The sequence below is a fragment of the Microbacterium sp. W1-4-2 genome, from assembly GCF_058349885.2.
Window position 1 is genome coordinate 78,617 of record NZ_JBYRJC020000004.1, and the last position, 21,378, is coordinate 99,994.

Genomic DNA, 21,378 nt, shown 5'->3' on the forward strand with positions numbered 1-21,378 from the left:
CCCCGATCGTCGTGCTGCGCCGCCCCGCTGAGGCCCTGCTCAGCGGCGCTCGGCTCTGCTCAGCGGCGCTCGGCCAGTCCCTCGTGCGTGAGCTCGAGCGTCGTGTCGACGCCGAGCCGGGCGAGGAACGCGTCGTCGTGGCTGACCACGAGCACCGCGCCACGGTAGACCGACAGCGCCTCGACGACCCGATCGACCGTGTCGAGGTCGAGGTTGTTCGTCGGCTCGTCGAGCACGAGCAGCTGCGGCGGCGGATCGGCCAGCAGCAACTGCGCCAGCGCCACCCGGAACCGCTCGCCGCCCGACAGCGACGCGACCGGCCGGTCTACGGCATCGCCGCGGATCAGGAAGCGGGCCAGCCGGTTGCGGATCGCGGCCGGTGGCACGCCGGGCGCGGCCGCGCGCACGTTCGCGAGCACGCTGGCGGTCTCATCCAGGCCGTCGACGCGCTGCGGCAGGTACCCGATGCGGTCGGTGTGCGCCTCGGCGTGTGCAGAACTCATCCAATCCGAGCCCGAAGGGCCGGAATCGGCTCGTCTCGTGCTCGAATCGTCGAGATCGACGGAGTTCTGAACGCCCGACGCGACCAGCCGCTCGAGCAGCGTCGTCTTCCCCGCGCCGTTCGGGCCGATCAGCGCCACCCGCTCGGGCCCCTGGACGATCCACGCGTGCTCGGCATCGCCGATCGTCGCGATCCGCCGCCCGGCGGGCACTCCCGGATCGGGCAGGTCGATCACGACCCTGTCGTCGTCGCGCACTCGCCGCTCGGCGACATCGAGCGCCGCTCGGGCCGTCGCCTCCTTCGCTCCGACCTCGGTGCGCAGCTTGCCGGCCGACACCTGGGCGGCGCGCTTGCGCCCGTTCATGATGATCTTCGGCTCGCGCTTCTCGGCATAGGCCTTGTTGCCGTACGCCGCCCGGCGAGCGATCTTGGTCTCGGCCTCGATGCGCTGGCGCTTCTCACGCGCGAGCACCTGGGTCGCGGCGCGCTCGGCCTGACGCGCGGCGGACTGCTCGGCATCCAGCCATGCGCGCCACTCGGAGTACGGCCCGCCGAACACGCTCAGCTCGTTGCCGTACAGCTCGGCGGTGTCGTCCATGAGCTCGAGCAGCGCGAGGTCGTGGCTGACGACGACCAGCGTTCCGCGCCATCCGCGCACCAGGTCGTACAGCCGCGCTCGCGCGTCGCGGTCGAGGTTGTTCGTCGGCTCGTCCAGCAGCGTGATGGGCGCATCGCGCAGCCGGATGCCCGCGACGGCCGCAAGCACCGCCTCGCCGCCGGAGAGCTCGCCCACGCGACGCCCGAGCGCCCCTTCGGGCAGCCCTGCCTCGGCGAGGGCGGCCGCGGCCCGGGCCTCGATGTCCCAATCGGCGCCGACCGTGTCGAAGTGCCGCGGGTCGATGTCGCCGGACTCGATCGCGCGCAGCGCGGCGATCGTGTCGGCCACGCCCAGCAGCTCGGCGACCGGTCGGTCGACGCCCAGGGTCAGCTGCTGGGGCAGCAACGCGATGTCGGATCCCGCGGACACGCGTCCGGCGGTCGGGGCGAGGTCGCCCGCGATGACGCGCAGCAGGGTCGACTTGCCGGATCCGTTGCGGCCGATCAGGCCCGTGCGCCCGGAGCCGAACGCGCCCGAGACGTCGTCGAGCGCGAGGGAGCCGTCCGGCCAGGCGAGCGTGACGCGGTCCAGGACGATGGGGGTGTCGTGCATGAGGTCCTCCTCGGTGTCGGGTGCGCCGACACCGATGCCCGAGGCATCCCGCACAGTGCGGGAGGGGAGATCGACGGTCGGCGCGCGAACGTGCTGCAGAGGCAGCGGATTGTTCGGTGACGGCGCGACACGTCGAAGGTTCGACGGATCAGCGCAACGTCAGCACGCGGCGGCGATCTCGGTCATTCCATTCCTCACACTCGGGACAAAGACGTCACACTCTAGCAGAGGGCGACCCCGACGGTGCTAGAGGTTCGCGATCTGCTTGTCGAGGAACGCGCGGACGTCCGCGAGCTCGTCGTCCGACACGCTGTGCGTCAGTCCCGCGTACACGCGGCCCGACAGCTCGCTGTGCGCAGGCAGCCACTCGGTGGTGTGGGCGATGAGCCCCGGCGGGATGACGTCGTCCTGCGCGCCTCGGCCCCAGAACACCGGCACGGTCCGCTCCGCCAGTTCGACATCGCGCGGCAGGTCGCCCGGCGTCGCATAGCCGCTGAGGTTCACGACGAAGGCGAACGCGTCGGGGCGCAGCCGCAGCGCCTGCACTGCGACGGACGCGCCCTGCGAGAAGCCGAGCAGCCCGATCGGCGCCGACGGGTCGGCCACGGCATCCAGCCACTCGAGAAAGATGGATGCCGCAGCCGTGACGCGCGCGGGATCGCGGCCGGCGAGATCCCGATCCATGACGTCTTCGATCGGGTACCAGGAGTACCCGGGCGCGGGCCACGGCGGCGCCTGAGGCGCGCGCAACGCCGCGACGACGAACTCGTCGGGCAGGAACGGCACCAGGGCGAACAGGTCGCGCTCGTCGGCGCCGTAGCCGTGCAGCAGCACCAGCAGCGGCCGGCCGGCGCGATCGGCCTCGGGCGCCGACCACAGCACGGCGTCGGCGTCGATGGGCGCGATGGGGGACGGGGCGTCTGCGGAGTCCATGGGCCCCATCCTGCCAGCGGCCGCCGACAGCGGGCGAGCGCGGATGGTGCGGGCGGGCGCGGGTGGCCTGGGGTATACAGGAGTCATGCCGGTCCGCACGCCCGACCCCGATCCCGAGCCCGACGACGCCTCAGGGCCGGTCCCGGGCGAGGGCGCGAACAGGGGCGGCCCGTTCGTGCCCGGCTCGCTGAGCGGGTTCGGCGGGCCTCCCGGGGCCAACCCGGGATGGCTGAGCGACATCGAGCTGGCCGAGGCGCGGCGCCGCCTGCCGATGCTGTACGTCGAGGCCGTGCCGGTGCGGGTCGACGGCATGGGCGTCGTGACCGAGGTGGGACTGCTGCTGCGCGCGACGCCCCTGGGCGAGATGACCCGCACGATCGTCTCGGGGCGCGTGCGTTACGGCGAGACGATCCGCGACGCGCTCTTCCGGCACCTCGAGAACGACCTCGGGCCGATGGCGTTCCCGCTGCTGCCGGCGCAGCCGACGCCGTTCACGGTCGCCGAGTACTTCCCGCTGCCCGGGGTCTCGGCGTTCCACGACGACCGGCAGCACGCGGTCTCGCTCGCCTACGTCGTGCCGGTGACCGGCACGTGCGACCCCCGGCAGGATGCGCTGGAGGTCACGTGGCTGACGCCGCAGGAGGCGGCGTCCGAGGCCGTCGCCGCAGACATGGAGGGCGGTCGCGGCACGCTGATCAGACTCGCGCTGGCCAGCGTCGGCGCCCTTCCCTGAGAGCCTCCCTGAGGACGCGCCTGAGAGCGGTGCTGAGACCCGTGATCACGGGTTAGAAGCGCACAGCCAACCGGGGTATCCTGCCATCATCTGAAGCATCCTGCGGCGACGCATTCTGCACGCCTACGCGCCGTCGTACCCCACGATCGTCCCATCGACGGATCGATCGCGTACGCCCCTCGCCCGATCCGAAAGAAGACGATGCCCGACACCTTCGGCTCCGCCACCGGCACCACCTCGTTCGACAGCCTGCTCGGCGGCACCGGCGCCACCGAGCAGACCTTCACCACCGCCTTCCGCGGCTACGACAAGGACGAGGTCGACGCCGCCCTCGACGACCTGCGTTCGCGCGCCGCCGCGGCGCAGGACGAGATCGCCAAGCTCAAGGACGACCGCCACCGCGCGGCATCCGCACTCACCGAGGCCAAGCGTCGCACGAGCGAGCTCGAAGAATCGCTCGCGTCCGCCCACGATCACGAGAGCGACGAGCTCGTGCAGCTGCGCGCGCAGGTGGCGGATGCCGAGGCCGCCCGTCGCGAGGCGGTCGAGGCGGCCCGCGCCGAGCAGGATGCCGCGCACGAACAGCTCGTCGCGCAGGTCGCGAAGCTGAACGACGAGCTGACCGCCGCGCACACGCAGACGGCCGAGGCGCACAAGCAGGTGCAGGTGCTCACGGACGAGCTGACCGGGGCGGGCGTCGACACCCCGAACCGGCCGCAGTTCGAAGAGATCCTGCGCGTGGCCGAAGAGCAGGCGTCGACCCTGATCCGCAACGCGTCGGTGCAGGGCGACCGGCTGCTGCAGGCGGCTCGGGCCGAGATCGAGAACAGCCGTGCCAACGCCCAGGCCGACGCCGAGGCGATCCTCGCCCAGGCCCAGCACGAGGCGCAGCAGGCCCGGCTGCGGATCGAGACCGAGCTCGCCGCGCACCAGGCGCTGCTCGAGCGCGAGGCCGCCCGTTCGTCCGAGAAGGTCGAGCAGGCCGAGCAGGAGGCCACGGCCATCCGCTCCGAGGCAGAGAAGGGCGCGGCAGCGCTGCGCGCCATGGTCGCCCGCGAGACGAGCCGTGACCGCGCCGAGGCCGAAGAGGCCGTGCGCGAGCTGCGGGTGCGCACCCTCGAGTTCGAGGAGTCGCTGACCCGGCGGCAGGACGACGCGCACCAGGAGTTCCTGGTGCTGCACAACCAGGCCGTCGCCCACGCCGAGCGGATCACGGCGGACGCGAACGAGCAGGTCGCGGCATCCCTCGAGCACGCCAAGCGCGTGTCGGGCAAGGCCGACGACTACGAGCGGCTCGCCCGCGCGCAGGCGCAGCAGATCGAGGCCGACGCGCGCGTGCGCGCAGCCGACCACCTCGACAACGCGCGCACCAAGGCGCAGAAGATCATGGACATGGTGACCTCGAACGCGCAGTCGGTGCTGCACGACGCCGAGGACCGCACCCGTCAGCTGCGCTGGCAGCAGCACCAGCTGACGAGCTTCATGGCCGAGGTGCGCGAACTCATCCGTCCCGAGGGCCTCGGCCCGGCGGCTGCCATCGAGACCGGGGTGGATGCCACGGCCGACGGTGCTGCTCCCGCCGAGGAGGCCGCTGAGGTCGAGGGTGACGCTGAGGTCGAGGGTGGTGCTGAGGCCGAGGACGACACTGAGGTCGAGGACGAGGCGTCGCTGGACGCGGGCGCCGAGGCTGATGTCGAGGCGAGTGCCGAAGAGGACGACGAGCCCGAGCAGCCGACCGACGGCGACATCGCAGCCCTCATGGATGCCGACGCCGACGAGTCCGTCAGCGCCTGACCCCTCACAGAGGCCGAAGCCCGGTGCGCTCTGCGGTCGCACCGGGCTTCTTCTCGAGGTCTCAGGCCGTGGTCTCACGCGCGATCGCTGCGACGAACGCGTCGATGTCGTCCTCGGTGGTGTCGAACGAGCACATCCAGCGCACCTCGTTGCGCGAGGCATCCCAGTCGTAGAACCGGAACGACGCGCGCAGCCGGTCGGCGACACCGTCGGGCAGCGTCGCGAACACGCCGTTGGCCTGCGTGAGCTGGGTGAACCCGACGCCGCGGATCGAGCCGTCGGCAAGTCCCGCCTCGACCCCCGAGCGCAGGCGCTGCGCCATCGCATTGGCGTGGCGGGCGTTGCGCAGCCACAGGTCGCCGTCGAGCAGCGCGACAAGCTGCGCCGAGACGAACCGCATCTTCGACGCCAGCTGCATGTTGAGCTTGCGCAGATAGATCAGGCCGGTGGATGCCTCGGGGTTCAGCACGACGACCGCTTCGCCGCCCATCGCCCCGTTCTTTGTGCCGCCGAAGCTCACGACGTCGATGCCGACGTCACGGGTGAACGCCCGCAGCGGGAGGTCGAGGGATGCCGCGGCATTCGACAGGCGCGCGCCGTCCATGTGCACGTGCATGCCGCGCTCGTGCGCGTGGTCGGCGATCGCGCGCAGCTCGGTCGGCGTGTACAGTGTGCCGAGCTCCGTCGACTGGGTGAGCGAGACCACGAGCGGCTGCGCGCGGTGCTCGTCGCCCCAGCCCCACGCCTGCCGGTCGATGAGCTCGGGGGTGAGCTTGCCGTCGTCGGTGGGCACCGTCAGCAGCTTCATGCCGCCGACGCGCTCGGGCGCGCCCTGCTCGTCGACGTTGATGTGCGCCGTCTCGGCGGCCACCACGGCGCCCCACCGCGGCAGCATCGACTGCAAGCCGGTCACATTCGCGCCCGTGCCGTTGAACACGGGGAACGCCTCGGCGCCCTCGCCGAAGTGGTCGACCATGACCTCTTGCAGACGGGCCGTGTAGGCGTCTTCGCCGTAGGCGATCTGGTGGCCGTGATTGGCCTGTGCGATCGCGTCGAGGATCTCGGGGTGGATGCCGGAGTAGTTGTCGGAAGCGAAGCCGCGGACGTTCGGGTCATGCAGAGTGGTCACGGATATCCAATCTAGTTCGTACGCGTTCGGTGCTCTGTCGCCGCGGGCGGGCGGCTCGTGTGCAGTGAACAGGCTGAGCTGGGCCGTGGGGAGGCGCCGGCCCCCTGCGCGCACCCTTGAGCAGGTTTTCGGCTCGCGTGCGCCGGCCTAGGCTGCGGTCAGGTCGACGATCGTGCCGTTGACGTCGGCGGCCTCGGCGTCCCAGAGGGCGACGAACCGGTCGGCGAGAGTCTGCTCCAGACCCGACAGGGACCTGACGCGGAAGACGACGGATGCCGCGGCCAGCGGCCGCTCGGCGTCCCGGGCGGTCTTCGCGAAACCCTGGCCCACGGCACGCGCCCAGGTCTCGCTCGCGGCCTTGACCGCCGCGTAGTTCGCCCCGCCGGCCAGCGGCCGCTCGACCGACACCGACGAGACGATGGCCAGACGTGCGGCCGCCGAGGCGTTCAGATCGTCGTCGAACGCGCGCGTGACGTGCCGCAGCGCCGCGAACGACTGTGCGAGGAACCGGAAGTCGTCGTCGGTCTGCCCGGCAAGTCCGCCGCCGCCGCGCCAGCCGCCGACCAGGTGCAGCACCCCGTCGACGCGGATGTCGTCGCCGTGCAGCCGCACGGCCATGTCGAACACGGCCTTCTCGTCGGACAGGTCGCAGGCTTCGACCGTCCACCCTCCGCCGGCGCCCGCCCGCGCGTCGTCGCGCAGCTGCTCGGCGAGCCGTTCGAGCTTCGCGGGGTCGTGGCCGACGGCGATCACGTGGGCTCCGGCATCCCGCAGCGTCTGCGCCGCGACCCGCCCGCTCTCGCTCGTGGCGCCCGCGACGAGCACCGTCCGTCCGTTCAGATCCGTCATCTCAGGTGCTCCTTCGCAGTGACGCGGCTCACAGGGTTCGGAAGATGAGACGAATCTCGGATCTTTCCAGCGAAATCGTCCGAGATTCGCGCGACCCTCCGAACCCTGTGAGCGTAGCAATGCCACCGCAGGTCAGGCCCGCTCGGCGCAGGTCTGGCTTACGCGGGGCAGGTCAGGCTCACGCAGCGCGGGTCAGGCGTCGCTCGCGCGGATGCCCGTGGTCGACTCGATCACGGCGCGCATCTTCTTCTCGAGCGCCTCGTAGAACATCGACAGCGGGAACTCGTCGTCCAGCACCTGGTCGGTGTAGCCCTTGGGCGGTCCGGCGAGGACCTCGTCCGACAGCCCGCGCGCCCACACCGACGCCGGGTTCGGCGTGAGCACCGAGCGGATGAGCTCGTACGCGGCGAGCCAGTGCGCGGTCTTGGGCCGGTCGATCGACTTCCAGTACAGGTCGTCGATCGCGTCTCCGAGCGCCACGACGGCGGCCGGGACCTCGGCCCAGTCGAACGCGAGCGCGGTGTCGGTCCAGTGCAGCACGCCGCGCTGGTGCAGCCACGCGAACAGCAGCTGGCCGCCCAGCCCGTCGTAGTTGCGCACACGGGTGCCGGTGATCGCGAAGCGGAAGATGCGGTCGAAGATCACGGCGTACTGCACGAGCTTGGCGTGCTCGAGGATCTGCTTCTCGACATCGCTGAGCTCGGCCGGCGCCGCCTCGAGCCGCCTCTGGATCGCCACCGACTCGCGGAACGCGGTCATGTCGCAGCGCATCTCTTCGAGCGAGTACAGGAAGAACGGCATCCGCTGCTTGATCATGAACGGGTCGAACGGCAGGTCGCCGCGCATGTGCGTGCGGTCGTGGATGATGTCCCACATCACGAACGCCTCTTCGGCCAGTTTCTGGTCGTCGAGCATGCGGGCGGCGTCGGCGGGCAGATCGAGCTTCGTGATCTCGGATGCCGCGCGCACGACGCGACGGTAGCGGGCGGCCTCACGGTCCTGGAAGATCGCGCCCCACGTGAACGCGGGGATCTCGCGCATCGCCACCGTCTCGGGGAACAGCACCGCCGAGTTCGTGTCGTACCCGGGCGTGAAGTCGATCAGCCGCAGCGAGACGAACAGCTTGTTGCCGTAGTCGCCGGCCTCGAGCGCGGCGACGAACTCGGGCCAGATGACCTCGACCACGAGCGCCTCGACGAAGCGGTTGCTCGAGCCGTTCTGCGTGTACATCGGGAACACGACCAGGTGCCGCAGCCCGTCGACGCGGTGCTGCTCGGGGTGGAACGCGACGAGCGAATCGTAGAAGTCCGGCACGCCGAAGTCCTCGTCGGCCCAGCGACGGAAGTCCGTGATGGATGCCGCGAGGTACGCGTCGTCGTGCGGGAAGAGCGGCGAGAGCTCGGCGATCGACGCCGTGATCGCCTCGACCAGTTCGGCGGCGCGGGCCTTCTCGTCCGGCACCGAGCCGTCCTTGACCTGGATCGCCTGCAGTGCGGTCGCGGCATCCTTCAGCGTCAGCCAGGCGGCGCTCGTCTCGACGTCGCGAGCGTCCTCGAGGACCTCGGGCTCGCCGACGACGGTCTTCTGCGCGCGCTCGGCGTGGACCTGACTCATGGACATGGGAACCTCCGATCCTGGTGGTGTCATGCCGCGAAGGCGGCGACGTGCCGTAAAATTTACGGCAAGACATGCTGTCTACCGGTAATCTTACGCTGATGTCCGATGTGATTCCCACTCCCGAGGCGCGACTGGATGCCGCCGACACCCGCATCCTCGCCGAGCTGTCGCGCGACGCGCGCGCGACGCTGACGCATCTCGCCGACCACGTGGGGCTCTCGGTCTCGAGCGTGCAGGCGCGGCTGCGCCGGCTCGAGGCGCGCGGCGTCATCGCGGGCTACCGGCCGATCCTCGACGCCGAGGCCGTGGGTCGGCCGCTGTCGGCGTTCGTCGAGATCACGCCGCTGGATCCGGCCCAGCCCGACAACGCGCCCGAGCTGCTCGAGTCGCTGTCCGAGATCGAGGCCTGCCACTCGATCGCGGGGGATGCCGCGTACATGCTGTTCGTCCGGGTCGCCTCGCCGCGTGAGCTCGAGCGGCTGATCCGCGACATCCGGCTCGCGGCGAACGTGCGCACGCGCACCACGGTCGTGCTGCAGACCTTCTATGAGCAGCGTCCGATCGTCTCGGAGCCGCCCGTCGGCCGCTGAGCGAGGAGAAGCCCCCGCCCGCGCCACCCGAATCTGCGGCAGGATGGCAGGCAGAGGGCGTCGCAGGGGCCGTCTGCGGCGTCCCATTCGTGCCGGGAGGCGATATCGATGGCGAACAGCTTCGGTGCCAGGGACACTCTGACCGTCGGAGACAAGCAGTACGAGATCTTCAGACTCGACAGCATCCCGAACACCGGCCGATTGCCGTACAGCCTGAAGATCCTGCTCGAGAACCTGCTGCGCAACGAGGACGGCAGGACCGTGACCGCGGACCAGGTGCGCGCGCTGGCCGCGTGGGACGCGAAGGATGTCGGTCACACCGAGATCCAGTTCACCCCGGCGCGCGTGCTGCTGCAGGACTTCACCGGCGTGCCGTGCGTGGTCGACCTCGTCGCGATGCGCGACGCGATGGACGAGCTGGGCGGCGACCCGCAGCAGGTGAACCCGCTGATCCCGGTCGAGCTCGTGATCGACCACTCTGTCATCGCCGACAGCTTCGGTCGTCCGCAGTCGGCGAAGATCAACGCCGACCTGGAGTTCGAGCGCAACCGCGAGCGCTACCAGCTGCTGCGGTGGGCCCAGCACGCGTTCGACGACTTCGTGGTCGTGCCGCCCGACACCGGCATCTGCCACCAGGTGAACCTCGAGTACCTCGCGCGCGTCGTGTTCGGCGCCGACGACAAGGGCGACGAGGTGCCGCAGGCCTACCCCGACACGCTCGTGGGCACGGACTCGCACACCCCGATGGTCAACGGGCTCGGCGTGGTCGGCTGGGGCGTGGGCGGCATCGAGGCCGAGGCCGCGATGCTCGGCCAGCCCGTCTCGATGCTGCTGCCCGAGGTGATCGGGCTCAAGCTCACCGGCGAGCTGCGCGACGGCGTGACCGCGACCGACATGGTGCTCACCGTCGCCGAGCTGCTGCGCAAGACCGGAGTGGTGGGCAAGTTCGTCGAGCTGTTCGGGCCGGGGGTGGCGAACGTGCCGCTGGCCAATCGCGCCACGATCGGCAACATGAGCCCGGAGTACGGATCGACCGTCACGATCTTTCCGATCGACGACGAGACGCTGGACTACCTGCGGTTCACCGGGCGCAGCCCCGAGCGGGTGGCGCTGGTCGAGGCGTACGCGAAGGCCCAGGGGCTCTGGCACGACCCCGACCGAGAGCCGGACTACTCGCACGTGGTCGAGCTCGACCTGGGCTCGATCGAGCCGTCGATCGCCGGACCCAAGCGGCCGCAGGACCGCATCCCGCTGGCGCGCGCGCAGCGCACGGTGGAACGACTGCTGGCCGACCCCGCCGCCGACGTCACGACGCTGACGGCCCTCGACGACGCGATCGACGACACGTTCCCCGCTTCGGACCCCTTCCTCGGCGAGGCCGACATGTTCGAGCCGACGGCGGCCTCGGTGGCAGAGCTGATCGACGAGAGCGCGGCCGTGGAGTGGCCGTCGCATCCGCAGACGCTGACCGTCCGCGACCAGGACGTCACGCTCGACAACGGCGACGTGGTGATCGCGGCGATCACGTCGTGCACGAACACGTCGAATCCGTCGGTCATGATCGGTGCCGCGCTGCTCGCGCGCAACGCCGTGCAGAAGGGCCTGAAGACCAAGCCCTGGGTCAAGACCTCGCTCGCGCCCGGCTCGCGCGTGGTCACCGACTACTTCGAGCGCTCCGGCCTCACTCCCTACCTCGACGAGCTCGGCTTCAACCTCGTCGGGTACGGCTGCACGACCTGCATCGGCAACTCCGGCCCGCTCATCGAAGAGGTCGGCGCCGCCGTCGACGCCGGCGACCTGACCGTGGCATCCGTCCTCAGCGGCAACCGCAACTTCGAGGGCCGCATCCATTCCCAGACGCGCATGAACTTCCTCGCCTCGCCGCCGCTCGTCGTGGCGTACGCGCTCGCCGGCTCGATGCACGTCGACCTCGACCGCGACCCGCTCGGCGATGGCGAGGACGGGCCGGTGTACCTGAAGGACATCTGGCCGAGCGCCGCCGACATCAAAGAGGTCGTCGACTCGTGCGTCGAGGCGCGCATGTTCACCGAGGGGTACTCGGACGTGTACGCCGGCGACGAGAACTGGAACAGTCTGCCGGTGCCCGAGGGCGACCGGTTCGACTGGCAGGACGACTCGACCTACGTGCGCCGTCCGCCGTACTTCGATGGGATGGGCCCCGAGCCCGACATCCTGCACGACATCACGGGTGCGCGGGTGCTCGCCAAGCTCGGCGACTCGGTGACCACCGACCACATCTCGCCCGCCGGCACGATCAAGCGCGACTCGCCCGCCGGCGAGTACCTGACCGCGCACGACGTCGAGCCGCGCCAGTTCAACTCGTACGGCTCGCGCCGCGGCAACCACGAGGTCATGATCCGCGGTACGTTCGCGAACATCCGGCTGCGCAACGAGCTCGTGCCCGGCGTAGAGGGCGGGTTCACGCGCGTGCTGCCCGGGCAGGAGCAGACGACGATCTTCGCGGCATCCGAGCAATATGCCGACGACGGCATACCGCTGATCGTGCTCGCCGGCAAGGAGTACGGGTCGGGTTCGTCGCGCGACTGGGCGGCCAAGGGCACTCTGCTGCTGGGGGCGAGGGCCGTGCTGGCCGAGTCGTTCGAGCGGATCCACCGGTCGAACCTCATCGGTATGGGCGTGCTGCCGCTGCAGTTCCGCACAGGCGAGACGGCCGAGTCGCTGGGCCTGGACGGCACCGAGACGTACTCGATCGCGGGTCTCGAGGGCGCGAGCGAGGTGCCGCACGAGGTCACCGTGCGGGTCGAGCCCGACAGCGGCGAGGCTCGGGAGTTCACCGCGACCGTGCGCATCGACACCCCGACCGAGCGGGAGTACTACCGGCACGGCGGCATCCTGCAGTACGTGCTGCGCCAGCGCCTGCACGCATAGGAATACATCGCTGGGCGGATGTCGCAGCCGGGCCGCTCCCGTAGCGTGAGAGGGTGTTCCGGCGGCTTTCGACCCTGCAGCTCGTCATCGACGTGACGGTGGCGGTGCTGTTCGCGCTTGCGAGCCTGCCGACCGAGCTCGCCTCGACGTTCGGCGGGCCTCTGATCGGTCCGTTCAACAGCGCGGTCGGCCTGCTCGTATGCGTGATCTTCGGGGGAGCGCTGGCCGTCCGGCGCCTGTCGCCGCCGGTCGCGCTGGGCCTCGCGTGGGCGGGCGCCGTCGTGCAGATGTCGTTCGGGCGCTCTCCGGGGCTCGCCGACCTCGTCGTGTTCGCGGTGCTCTACACGGCGGCCGCGTACGGCTCGCGGCTCGTGCTGTGGATCGGATTCTCCTCGGCGATCGTCGGGGCCGCCGTCGCCACGAGTTACCTCTACCTCGTGCTCGGCGCGCCCGCCGACCTGTCGTTGAGCAGGCTGACCACGGCGGTCGCGGTGCTGATCGCGGCGACGTTCGCGTTCCTGCTCGCCTGGACCGCCGGGGCCCTCGCGCGCACCGCCCGCCGTGCGCGCACGACGCGAGCGGCCCAGCAGCGCGCCGAAGCCGAGACCGCGGCCGAGGCCGAGCGCGCGCGGATCGCGCGCGACATGCACGACGTCGTCGCGCATTCGCTCGCCGTCGTGATCGCGCAGGCCGACGGCGCGCGGTATGCCGCGGCATCCACCCCCGCCGCGGCGGACGACGCGGGCATGGCGCAGACCGCCGCCCTGGCGACGATCTCGTCGACCGCGCGGGCGGCGCTGGCCGACGTGCGGGTGCTGCTGGCGCAGCTGCGCCATCGGCAGGAGGACGGTCCGCAGCCGACCGTGGCCGACCTGGACGCCCTGTTCGCGCAGATGCGGACGGCGGGGCTCGAGCTGCGCGTCGACATCGATCCGGCGCCGCGATCCGATCCGCCGGTCGCGGTGCAGCTCGCCGTCTACCGCATCCTGCAGGAGGCGCTCACCAACGCGCTGCGGCACGGCACCGGTCCGGTCGACGTCGCCCTGGCCTGGCGCCCCGAGCATGTCGACGTGTCGGTGCGCAATCTGCTCGGGCCCCCGTCGGATGCGCCGCGCGGGCATGGCCTGATCGGCATGCGCGAGCGCGCGCTGCTGGTCGGCGGCACGCTGGATGCCGGAGCCGACGGCGACGCGTTCGTCGTGCGCGCGCGGCTGCCGATCGGTGCCGCGGCATGACGAGCGGCCGCATGACGAAGGGGAACCGGGTGATCCGTGTGGTGCTCGCCGACGACCAGGCGCTGTTCCGCGCGGGGATCCGCATGGTGATCGAATCGCAGGCCGACCTCGAGGTCGTGGGCGAGGCATCCGACGGCCGCCAGGCCATCGACGTCGTGCGTGCGCAGCGCCCCGATGTGGTGCTGATGGACATCCGCATGCCGGTCATGGACGGCCTGGCCGCCACGGCCGAGCTGCTGCAGGATGCCGATGCCCCGCGCATCCTCATGCTCACGACGTTCGACCTCGACGAGGCGGCGGCGCGGGCGATCCGGCAGGGCGCCAGCGGGTTCCTGCTCAAAGACGCCGACCCCGAGTTCCTGCTCGCGGCGATCCGCACCGTGCATTCCGGAGCGGCCGTCATCGCGGCATCCGCCACCCGCGACCTGTTCGCGAGCACGATGGATGCCGCGCCTCGGCCGGTTCCGGACGCCTATCGCGAGCTCACCGAGCGCGAGCGCGAGATCTTCGCCCTGGCCGCACGGGGCCTGTCGAACGCCGAGATCGCCGCCCGGGAGTACCTGTCGGAGGCGACCGTGAAGACGCACATCAGCCGCATCCTCGCCAAGCTCGCCCTGCGCGACCGGGTGCAGCTGGTGGTGTTCGCCTTCGAGCACGGCCTCGCGTGACGCGGGCGACCGCTCGCCGCGCCCACCGCCCCTCGCTGCGCCCCCACCGCGAGAGTGCATCTGACCGCTGAGGGGCGGGGAAGCAACCGCTCCTCGTCCGGGAGATGCACCCTCGCGGGTCCGGCGTGCCGGTCAGCGCCCCTTTGCGCCCCAGGGCCGGTCGTACACCGCGGCCAGTCGCGACAGCGCAAGGGCGGCCACGAGCAGACCGAAGTCACGCAGAGCGACGTCGTAGAAGCCCGAGTACGTCAGCAGGTCGACGACGATCCCGGCAAGCCACAGCGCGACGACGTAGCTCGCGTAGCGGGGCTTGATCGCGATCGCGATCCCCGCGATGATCTCGATCACGCCGACGACGTACATCGTCCCCTGTGCCGAGAAGGGCGACAGGCCGACGATCCACGGCGCGAGATAGTGCGGCCAGTAGGTCAGGCCGTTCACGAACTTGTCGATGCCCATCCACAGCGGCAGCACCACGAAGCCGACCCGCAGGATCCAGAATGCGGCGAACGCCGGCTCCTCCTTCAGACGGTCCCAGAATGCAGGACCGGTTCCCACCCTGCTCGATGCGCCCAACGCTGACTCAGCCATCACGGCCTCCCTCTAAAAGCAACTTCAGCCGCTCTTAGAATCCACCCGTGCGATTCTTCTGTCAAGATCCACTTCATTAGAATCGGACCGCGCCCATGCCCTCGGCGAAGGGGGAGAGGGAGGACGCTGCGGCGGGCGGCGGTCGGCGGTCGGCGGTCGGCGGTCGCGGCGCGCTCAGCGACCGAGGGCGGCGAGCACCAGGCCGACCGGGATGCTTACGGCGAGCAGGATCACGATCGCCCGGAACGTCCAGAGCGCGAGCGGGTGGGCAGGCGCGGTGTCGCGGTGGGTGGCGACGACGATCAGCACGAGCGAGATCACGAGCATCGCACCGCCGACGAAGGTGATGGCGATCAGACCCGCGAGCTGGCCGGCGACCACGCCCACGTTGCCGAGCGTGAACAGCACGAACGCGATCCACGTGATGACCTGCCCCGCGCGCGGGGCGAGCCAGCCCATCGCCGCGCCCAGGACGGCCTGGGCGACGCCGCAGACCAGCACGATGTAGGCCGTGGCCCACGCGGTCTTCTGCGTCGTCACGTACGCCGTGGCCGCCGCCAGCAGCCCGCCGGCGACCGTGCACACGAGCGCAGAGATGAAGAAGGGGAGCGCCCGGCGCAGCGCGCCGGACACTCCCCGGACGGAATCCGTCACACCAGGATCCGCAGCGGCTCGGCCAGCAGATCGGTGAGATCGCGCAGGAACGCGGCGGCGGACGCGCCGTCGAGCACCCGGTGGTCGACCGTGAGCGTCAGGCGCGTGCGCGGGCGCACCTGCACCTCGCCGTCCACGACGACCGGCTCGTCGACCGTCGATCCGACCGCGAGGATCGCCGCCTCGGGCGGGTTGATCACGGCGGTGAACGCGTCGATGCCGAACATGCCGAGATTCGACACCGAGAACGTGCCGCCGGTCATCTCGTCGACCTTGAGCCGGCCCGCACGGGCGCGGGTGGCGAGGTCCTTGACCTCGGCGCCGATCGCCGAGACCGACTTGCGGTCGGCGTCCTTGATGACCGGGACGACCAGGCCGTCCTCGAGCGCGACCGCGACGCCCACGTTCACGTGCTTGTGGCGCAGGATCGCGTCGCCGCCGAACGAGGCGTTCACCTCGGGGTGGGCGGCCAGGGCCACTGCCACGGCGCGCACGATCAGGTCGTTGACGCTGACCTTGACACCCGAGTCGGCCAGGCGGGTGTTGATGTCGCGACGCACCTCGGTCAGGCGCGAGGCATCCAGCACCGTCGTCAGCTGGAACACCGGCACGAGGGCCGCCTCGGTCAGGCGCCGCGCGGTGACCTTGCGGATCTGCGACATCGGCACCCGCTCGTCGTCGTCCAGCGGCGTGGCGACCGGAGCGGCCGACGCGGCGGGCGCCGCCGGGGCCGCGGGGGCTGCCGAAGCGGGGGCGGATGCCGCAGCCTGCGGCTTCTGCTCCTGCTCGCCCAGCAGCTGCTCGACGTCGGCGCGGACGATCCGGCCCCCGGGGCCGGTGCCCTTCACGGTGCCGAGATCGATCCCGTGCGTACGGGCGAGCGAGCGCACGAGCGGCGTCGCCTTGATCTTCGACCCGGACGACGTCGGAGCCTCGGACTCGTCGGCGGCCGTCTCGGCCTCGGCCTTCGGCTCGGCTGCGGGCCGCTCCTCAGCGTGCTCGTCGGCGGGCTTCTGCTCCGCCGGCTCCTCGGCGGTCTCGGGCTCTTCGGTCGCCGGCTGCTCGGCAGGCTCCGCCGCCTCGGCGGACTCGTCGGCCGGGGCTGCGGCATCCTCTCCGCCACCGGAGCCGGATCCGTCGCCGATCACGGCGATGCGGGCGCCGATCGCGACGTTCTCGCCCGGCTGCACGAGGATCTTCTCGAGCACGCCGCCCTCGTAGGCCTCGAGATCCATCACGGCCTTGTCGGTCTCGATCTCGGCGAGCACGTCGCCGCGCTCGATCGTGTCGCCCTCGGCCTTGAGCCACTGGGCGATGGCGCCTTCGGTCATCGTGTCCGACAGGCGCGGCATGAACACATCAGGCATCGCTTACGGTCCTCCTCTTAGCGCGCGAACCGCGTCGCATCCAGCTGTTCGTTGATGACCCGGATCAGCGCATCGGCGTCCGGGAGTGCGATCTTCTCGAGCGACTTGGCATACGGCAGCGGAATCTCCGCCGCCGCGACCCGCCGCACGGGGGCGTCGAGGTAGTCGAACGCGCCCTCCTGGATCGTCGCGGCGATCTCGGCGCCGATCCCGTAGGTGAGCCAGTCGTCCTCGAGCACGACGGCCTTGCCCGTCTTCATGACCGAGCGGCAGACCGTCACGCGGTCCAGCGGCCGCAGGCTGCACAGGTCCACGACCTCGACCGAGATACCCTGCGGCGCGAGACGCTTGGCGACGTCCGCGGCGATCACGGCCGAGCGGGAGTAGCCGATCACGGTGATGTCGGTGCCGGGCACCGCCACCTTGGCACGGCCGAGCTCGGCGACCTGCACGCCCTCGGGCACCGGGCCCTTCGTGTTGTACAGCGACAGGTTCTCGAGCAGCAGCACCGGGTCGTCGTCGCGGATCGCCGCGGTCAGCATCGCCTTCGCGTCCGCCGGCGTCGACGGGGCGAGCACCTTGAGCCCCGGGATGTGCGAGTACCAGACCTCGAGGTTCTGCGAGTGCGTGGCCGCCAGCTGCTGACCGCCGCCGCCGGGGGTGCGGATCACCATCGGCACGGCGGTCTGCCCGCCGAACATGCCGTAGATCTTCGCGGCGTGGTTGACGATCTGGTCGATCGCGATGAGCGAGAAGTTGATCGTCATGATCTCGACGACCGGGCGCATGCCGAGCATCGCGGCGCCGATCGCGGCGCCCACGAATCCCTCTTCGGCGATCGGGGTGTCGCGCACCCGCTCGGGCCCGAACTCCTTGAGCAGTCCGGCGGTGATCTTGTACGAGCCTTCGAACAGCCCGATCTCCTCGCCGAGCAGGATGACGCTCTCGTCGCGCAGCATCTCATCGCGCAGCGCGTCGTGCAGGGCCTGGCGATACGTGATCTCGGGCGTGGTCTTGTCGTTGTCGGCCATCGCCGTCATGCCTCCTGCTTGTCGTCGGCGCGGTCCCAGCCGGCCGCGAGCACCGGGTCGCCCGGCATCAGCCGCGGAGCGTTCGGGACGTCCGTCGCGTACGTGTAGTCGAACAGCGTGCTCGGAGCCGGCTCCGGGCTGTTGTCGGCGAACGCGATGGCGTCGGCCACCTCGGTGACAGCGTCGGCCTGCAGCCGGTCGGCCTGCTTCTCGTCGAGGATGCCCTCGGCGATCAGCTGCGCGCGGTAGGCGGGCACCGGGTCGAGCTTCTTCAGCGCTTCGGTGTCCTCCTTGCTGCGGTAGCGGGCCGGGTCGACGACCGAATGCCCGCGCAGGCGGTGCGACATGACCTCGAGCAGGCCGGGCTGGCGCTTCTCGCGCGCCGCCGTGAGCATCTCTTCGGCGGCCTGGCGCACGACCTCGGGGTCGTCGCCGTCCACGCGCCGGCCGGGGATGCGATACGACGCGCCGCGCTTGTACAGGTCGGGCTCGCCCGAAGCGGCCTCGACCGTCGTGGCCATGCCCATGCCGTTGTTGATCACGACGTACACGATCGGCAGGTGCCAGATCGCGGCGAGGTTCAGCGACTCGTGGAACGCGCCGATGTTGGTCGTCCCGTCGCCCATCTGGCACATCACGGCCTCGGCGTCCGGACCCGGCTTGCCCCGGTAGGTCAGTGCGAGCGCGGCCCCGGTGGCCAGCGGCAGCTGACCGCCGACGATGCCGTAGCCGCCGAGCATGCGCTTGTCGGTGTCGTACATGTGCATCGACCCGCCCAGGCCGTGCGAGACGCCGTCCTGGCGGCCGAACAGCTCGGCCATGACGCGGCCGGTGCCCATGTCGCGCGCGAGCGCATAGCCGTGGTCGCGGTAGTTCGTGAACAGGTAGTCGTTCTCGCGCAGCGCCGACATCAGCCCCACGACCGTCGGCTCCTCGCCGAGGTTCAGGTGGCAGTACCCGCCGATCTTGGCGCGCGTGTACATCTCACCTGCGCGCTGCTCGAACTCGCGGATCAGCAGCATCTCGCGCAGGTAGTCGATCCGCGTCGCGGCATCGGGCTGGGTGACCGTGGATGCCGCGTCCGCCCCCTTCGCCGCCGCACCGCGCTTCGCAGCCGGCGCGCTCTTGGACGCGCTGCGGCTCTTGGGCGCGGCTGCCGCCGAGCGCGGCTTCGCGGGCGAGCCCTTGGCGGGCGCACCCTTCGCGGACGACGCCCCGCTCCCGGCGGCGCTGCGCGGAGCGGATGTCGCGGTCGCGGCATCCTTCTTCGCGCGAGCGCCCGCCGTGCGGGCGGGCGTCTTCTTCGATCGTGTCGACGTTGTCGCACCATCCGAGCGCGCGGCGCCGCCGGCGGCGGCCTCCTTGCGCTTCGGATCCTGCGTTCGTCCGGCCATAGTGAATCCCTCTCACCGAACAACGCGGCTTGTGACCGCGTGCCTCGTCACGGTCCGGGCGGCTGCTCCTGCAGCGTGAACCGGTCCTCGCTTGCTCCGCACTTCGGGCACACCAGCGGCCGGTGCGCGCCGCGGACGGTTTCGCCGCAGACGCTGCATGCCCATTCCACCATCCGGCCGACCAGGTCGTGCCGACTGAGGATCCCGACCAGGCGGCCGGAAGACAATACGGGGACGCGCCGGATCTGCGAGCCCACCAGAATGCGCCGCACCTGTTCGATGTCGGTGTCGCTGGTGACGCTGATCACGGCGGTGGTCATGACATCCTTCGCCGTCCGGCCCTCGCGTGCGAGCAGATCGAGCTCGCTGACCAGGCCCAGGACGGTGCCCGAGGCGTCGACCACGGGCACGGCGCTGATGCGCGACGACGTGAGCGTCTCGGCGATGTACGCGACCGTGGCCTCCGGACCGACCGTGATCACCGGAGCCGTCATCACCTGACCGGCCGTGATCCCCGCAGCCGCGCGCGCTTGAGTTGTCATCGTCCCACCTCTGTCCCTGCATCGCAGGTTATCAGGGGACGGCATACCGCGGCGAGACGTGTCGCCGCCGCCCGCCCGCCGGAGCCGGGGGCAGAGAGCGGGTGTAGACCGGAAGAGGCGGCGCAGGCCGCCGGGACGACATGAGGAGTGACAGACGTGACCGTTCAGCGGATGCAGTTCAACCAGGCGTTTCCCGAGGGTTTCCGGGCCGTGCTCGGGCTCGAGAAGGCGATCGGGACCGGCGAGCTCGAGCAATCGCTGGTGACGCTCGTGAAGCTTCGGGCATCGCAGATCAACGGGTGCGCGTACTGCCTCGACATGCACGCACGCGAAGCGCGCGAGGCCGGCGAGACGAGCGCGCGGCTCGACGTCGTGGGCGCCTGGCGCGAGGTCGACGACCGGTTCACGCCGCGCGAGCGTGCAGCCCTGGCTCTCACCGAGCAGGTGACGCTGATCTCGCTGGACGGAGTGTCCGACGCGGTCTGGGCCGACGCGAACGCGGCGTTCACCGAGCGCGAGCTGGGAACGCTGATCACCGTGATCGCCGCGATCAACGTGTGGAACCGCATCGCCATCGGAACCCACCAGCAGCCCGAGAGCTGATCGGCCCCCGGCCCCCGGCGGCCGGGCCGCGGCATCCGTCTCGAATCATCCTTGCGATGGAGCAACAGCCATCTGCAGACCGATGTGGGGCTGGATGCCGCGTCCCTAGCGTCGATGTCATGCACATCACATCGACAGAACTCGGGCTCGCCGCACGCGTGCAGGGCATGACCAAGACCTACGGCACCGGCGCAGGCCGCGTGCAGGCGCTGGACGGCGTGAGCGTCGGGATCCGTCGCGGCGAGTTCACGGCGATCATGGGACCGTCCGGGTCCGGCAAGTCGACCCTCATGCACATCATGGCGGGGCTGGATGCCGCGACCTCGGGACGCGCGTGGATCGGCGACACCGAGATCACCGGGCTCGGCGACCTCGACCTGACGCTGCTGCGCCGCCGCCGCGTCGGGTTCGTGTTCCAGGCGTTCAACCTCGTGCCGACCCTCGACGTGACCGGCAACATCCTGCTGCCGTTCGACCTGGACGGGCGCACGCCGTCCGCACGGGAGCGCGCCCGGATCGACGGCCTGATCGTCTCGCTCGGCCTCGCCGACCGGCTGGCGCACCGGCCGCACGAGCTCAGCGGCGGGCAGCAGCAGCGCGTGGCGATCGCCCGGGCCCTGGCCACCGCGCCCGACCTGGTGTTCGCCGACGAGCCGACCGGCAACCTCGACTCGCGCTCGAGCCGCGAGGTGCTCGCGCTGCTGCGCGCCGCCAGCGCCGAGCACGGACAGTCGATCGCGATGGTCACGCACGATCCGGTGGCCGCCAGCCACGCCGACCGGGTGCTGTTCCTCGGCGACGGCCGCATCGTGGCCGACAAGCCGCGACAGAGCGCCGAGAAGATCTCGGCCTATATGCTCGCCGCCGAGCTCGGCGGCCAGTCCTCGCCCGAACTGTCGCGTGTGCCGTCCTCGCGCGAAGCGAGGGGATCTCACGAAACGAGGACCGGATCGGCGGTTTCGGTCCTCGCCTCGGCAGATCCCCTCGCCTCGGCCGAGGAGGTGTCGGCGTGAGCGTCGGAAAGGG

The 21,378-nt window shown here is 71.0% G+C and carries 19 protein-coding genes; 8 read left to right on the forward strand and 11 right to left on the reverse strand.

Annotated features, from left to right (window positions below; all coding sequences use genetic code 11):
* Positions 1-59: 59 nt before the first annotated feature.
* A complete protein-coding gene (locus tag AC3RX0_RS15665; protein WP_491506934.1) occupies positions 60-1,712 on the reverse strand; it encodes an ABC-F family ATP-binding cassette domain-containing protein in 1,653 nt (550 codons plus the stop codon).
* A 246-nt stretch (positions 1,713-1,958) separates the two neighbouring features.
* On the reverse strand, positions 1,959-2,645 hold the full coding sequence (locus AC3RX0_RS15670) for an alpha/beta hydrolase (RefSeq protein ID WP_491506935.1): 687 nt from the start codon (positions 2,643-2,645) through the stop codon (positions 1,959-1,961).
* Between the two features lie 85 nt (positions 2,646-2,730).
* Here AC3RX0_RS15670 and AC3RX0_RS15675 point away from each other — a divergent pair, with 85 nt between their 5' ends.
* Together AC3RX0_RS15675 and AC3RX0_RS15680 are read left to right on the forward strand one after the other, a co-directional pair.
* The gene (locus AC3RX0_RS15675) at positions 2,731-3,378 is read left to right on the forward strand and encodes an NUDIX hydrolase family protein (protein WP_491506936.1); all 648 of its coding nucleotides are present in this window, start codon (positions 2,731-2,733) and stop codon (positions 3,376-3,378) included.
* A gap of 201 nt (positions 3,379-3,579) precedes the next feature.
* On the forward strand, positions 3,580-5,172 hold the full coding sequence (locus AC3RX0_RS15680) for a DivIVA domain-containing protein (RefSeq protein WP_491506937.1): 1,593 nt from the start codon (positions 3,580-3,582) through the stop codon (positions 5,170-5,172).
* Positions 5,173-5,233: 61 nt separating this feature from the next.
* Here AC3RX0_RS15680 and AC3RX0_RS15685 read toward each other — a convergent pair whose 3' ends face one another.
* The 3 genes from AC3RX0_RS15685 to AC3RX0_RS15695 all read right to left on the reverse strand — a co-directional run bounded on the left by AC3RX0_RS15685 (position 5,234) and on the right by AC3RX0_RS15695 (position 8,764).
* Positions 5,234-6,301 (reverse strand): threonine aldolase family protein, encoded by a 1,068-nt coding sequence (locus tag AC3RX0_RS15685; protein WP_491506938.1) that lies wholly within the window; start codon positions 6,299-6,301, stop codon positions 5,234-5,236.
* Between the two features lie 147 nt (positions 6,302-6,448).
* The gene (locus tag AC3RX0_RS15690; RefSeq protein ID WP_491506939.1) at positions 6,449-7,150 is read right to left on the reverse strand and encodes an SDR family NAD(P)-dependent oxidoreductase; all 702 of its coding nucleotides are present in this window, start codon (positions 7,148-7,150) and stop codon (positions 6,449-6,451) included.
* A 192-nt stretch (positions 7,151-7,342) separates the two neighbouring features.
* Positions 7,343-8,764 carry a DUF6421 family protein gene (locus tag AC3RX0_RS15695; protein WP_491506940.1) on the reverse strand — a complete coding sequence of 474 codons (1,422 nt, stop codon included), beginning with the start codon at positions 8,762-8,764 and terminating at the stop codon, positions 7,343-7,345.
* A 101-nt stretch (positions 8,765-8,865) separates the two neighbouring features.
* Between AC3RX0_RS15695 and AC3RX0_RS15700 the strand changes: the two genes are divergently transcribed.
* The 4 genes from AC3RX0_RS15700 (at position 8,866) to AC3RX0_RS15715 (ending at position 14,170) form a co-directional block, all read left to right on the forward strand.
* Positions 8,866-9,357 carry an Lrp/AsnC family transcriptional regulator gene (locus tag AC3RX0_RS15700; protein ID WP_491506941.1) on the forward strand — a complete coding sequence of 164 codons (492 nt, stop codon included), beginning with the start codon at positions 8,866-8,868 and terminating at the stop codon, positions 9,355-9,357.
* Positions 9,358-9,465: 108 nt separating this feature from the next.
* Positions 9,466-12,267 (forward strand): aconitate hydratase, encoded by a 2,802-nt coding sequence (locus AC3RX0_RS15705; protein ID WP_491506942.1) that lies wholly within the window; start codon positions 9,466-9,468, stop codon positions 12,265-12,267.
* A gap of 53 nt (positions 12,268-12,320) precedes the next feature.
* Entirely contained in the window at positions 12,321-13,502 is a 1,182-nt protein-coding gene (locus tag AC3RX0_RS15710; RefSeq protein ID WP_491506943.1) for a sensor histidine kinase, read from the forward strand.
* 11 nt (positions 13,503-13,513) lie between these two features.
* A complete protein-coding gene (locus AC3RX0_RS15715; RefSeq protein ID WP_491506944.1) occupies positions 13,514-14,170 on the forward strand; it encodes a response regulator in 657 nt (218 codons plus the stop codon).
* A gap of 132 nt (positions 14,171-14,302) precedes the next feature.
* Here the strand turns inward: AC3RX0_RS15715 and AC3RX0_RS15720 are convergent, their stop codons facing one another.
* The 6 genes from AC3RX0_RS15720 to AC3RX0_RS15745 form a co-directional block, all read right to left on the reverse strand.
* Positions 14,303-14,761: a hypothetical protein gene (locus AC3RX0_RS15720; RefSeq protein WP_491506945.1), complete on the reverse strand. Its 459-nt coding sequence runs from the start codon at positions 14,759-14,761 to the stop codon at positions 14,303-14,305.
* A 174-nt stretch (positions 14,762-14,935) separates the two neighbouring features.
* Complete coding sequence (locus tag AC3RX0_RS15725) at positions 14,936-15,415, reverse strand: hypothetical protein (protein WP_491506946.1); 480 nt, start codon at positions 15,413-15,415, stop codon at positions 14,936-14,938.
* Positions 15,412-16,782 carry a dihydrolipoamide acetyltransferase family protein gene (locus AC3RX0_RS15730; protein WP_491506947.1) on the reverse strand — a complete coding sequence of 457 codons (1,371 nt, stop codon included), beginning with the start codon at positions 16,780-16,782 and terminating at the stop codon, positions 15,412-15,414. Before AC3RX0_RS15730 ends, AC3RX0_RS15725 begins: the two co-directional genes overlap by 4 nt.
* A 17-nt stretch (positions 16,783-16,799) precedes the next feature.
* Positions 16,800-17,822 (reverse strand): alpha-ketoacid dehydrogenase subunit beta, encoded by a 1,023-nt coding sequence (locus AC3RX0_RS15735; protein ID WP_491506948.1) that lies wholly within the window; start codon positions 17,820-17,822, stop codon positions 16,800-16,802.
* Positions 17,819-19,207, reverse strand: coding sequence for a thiamine pyrophosphate-dependent enzyme (locus tag AC3RX0_RS15740; protein ID WP_491506949.1), 1,389 nt, complete (start codon positions 19,205-19,207; stop codon positions 17,819-17,821). Before AC3RX0_RS15740 ends, AC3RX0_RS15735 begins: the two co-directional genes overlap by 4 nt.
* A 47-nt stretch (positions 19,208-19,254) precedes the next feature.
* Positions 19,255-19,749, reverse strand: coding sequence for a CBS domain-containing protein (locus AC3RX0_RS15745; RefSeq protein ID WP_491506950.1), 495 nt, complete (start codon positions 19,747-19,749; stop codon positions 19,255-19,257).
* A 156-nt stretch (positions 19,750-19,905) separates the two neighbouring features.
* On the opposite strand from AC3RX0_RS15745, the gene AC3RX0_RS15750 reads away from it, so the two are divergent.
* Both AC3RX0_RS15750 and AC3RX0_RS15755 read left to right on the forward strand, forming a co-directional pair.
* Positions 19,906-20,352, forward strand: coding sequence for a carboxymuconolactone decarboxylase family protein (locus tag AC3RX0_RS15750; RefSeq protein WP_491506951.1), 447 nt, complete (start codon positions 19,906-19,908; stop codon positions 20,350-20,352).
* Positions 20,353-20,471: 119 nt separating this feature from the next.
* A complete protein-coding gene (locus AC3RX0_RS15755) occupies positions 20,472-21,365 on the forward strand; it encodes an ABC transporter ATP-binding protein (RefSeq protein WP_491506952.1) in 894 nt (297 codons plus the stop codon).
* The last annotated feature ends 13 nt before the right edge of the window (positions 21,366-21,378 follow it).

Coding starts and splice junctions, on each gene's coding strand:
- AC3RX0_RS15665 (WP_491506934.1), bottom strand. CDS start 1,712: ATGCACGACACCCCCATCGTCCTGGACCGCGTCACGCTCGCCTGGCCG.
- AC3RX0_RS15670 (WP_491506935.1), bottom strand. CDS start 2,645: ATGGACTCCGCAGACGCCCCGTCCCCCATCGCGCCCATCGACGCCGAC.
- AC3RX0_RS15675 (WP_491506936.1), top strand. CDS start 2,731: ATGCCGGTCCGCACGCCCGACCCCGATCCCGAGCCCGACGACGCCTCA.
- AC3RX0_RS15680 (WP_491506937.1), top strand. CDS start 3,580: ATGCCCGACACCTTCGGCTCCGCCACCGGCACCACCTCGTTCGACAGC.
- AC3RX0_RS15690 (WP_491506939.1), bottom strand. CDS start 7,150: ATGACGGATCTGAACGGACGGACGGTGCTCGTCGCGGGCGCCACGAGC.
- AC3RX0_RS15695 (WP_491506940.1), bottom strand. CDS start 8,764: ATGAGTCAGGTCCACGCCGAGCGCGCGCAGAAGACCGTCGTCGGCGAG.
- AC3RX0_RS15700 (WP_491506941.1), top strand. CDS start 8,866: ATGTCCGATGTGATTCCCACTCCCGAGGCGCGACTGGATGCCGCCGAC.
- AC3RX0_RS15705 (WP_491506942.1), top strand. CDS start 9,466: ATGGCGAACAGCTTCGGTGCCAGGGACACTCTGACCGTCGGAGACAAG.
- AC3RX0_RS15715 (WP_491506944.1), top strand. CDS start 13,514: ATGACGAAGGGGAACCGGGTGATCCGTGTGGTGCTCGCCGACGACCAG.
- AC3RX0_RS15720 (WP_491506945.1), bottom strand. CDS start 14,761: ATGGCTGAGTCAGCGTTGGGCGCATCGAGCAGGGTGGGAACCGGTCCT.
- AC3RX0_RS15730 (WP_491506947.1), bottom strand. CDS start 16,782: ATGCCTGATGTGTTCATGCCGCGCCTGTCGGACACGATGACCGAAGGC.
- AC3RX0_RS15735 (WP_491506948.1), bottom strand. CDS start 17,822: ATGACGGCGATGGCCGACAACGACAAGACCACGCCCGAGATCACGTAT.
- AC3RX0_RS15740 (WP_491506949.1), bottom strand. CDS start 19,207: ATGGCCGGACGAACGCAGGATCCGAAGCGCAAGGAGGCCGCCGCCGGC.
- AC3RX0_RS15745 (WP_491506950.1), bottom strand. CDS start 19,749: ATGACAACTCAAGCGCGCGCGGCTGCGGGGATCACGGCCGGTCAGGTG.
- AC3RX0_RS15755 (WP_491506952.1), top strand. CDS start 20,472: ATGCACATCACATCGACAGAACTCGGGCTCGCCGCACGCGTGCAGGGC.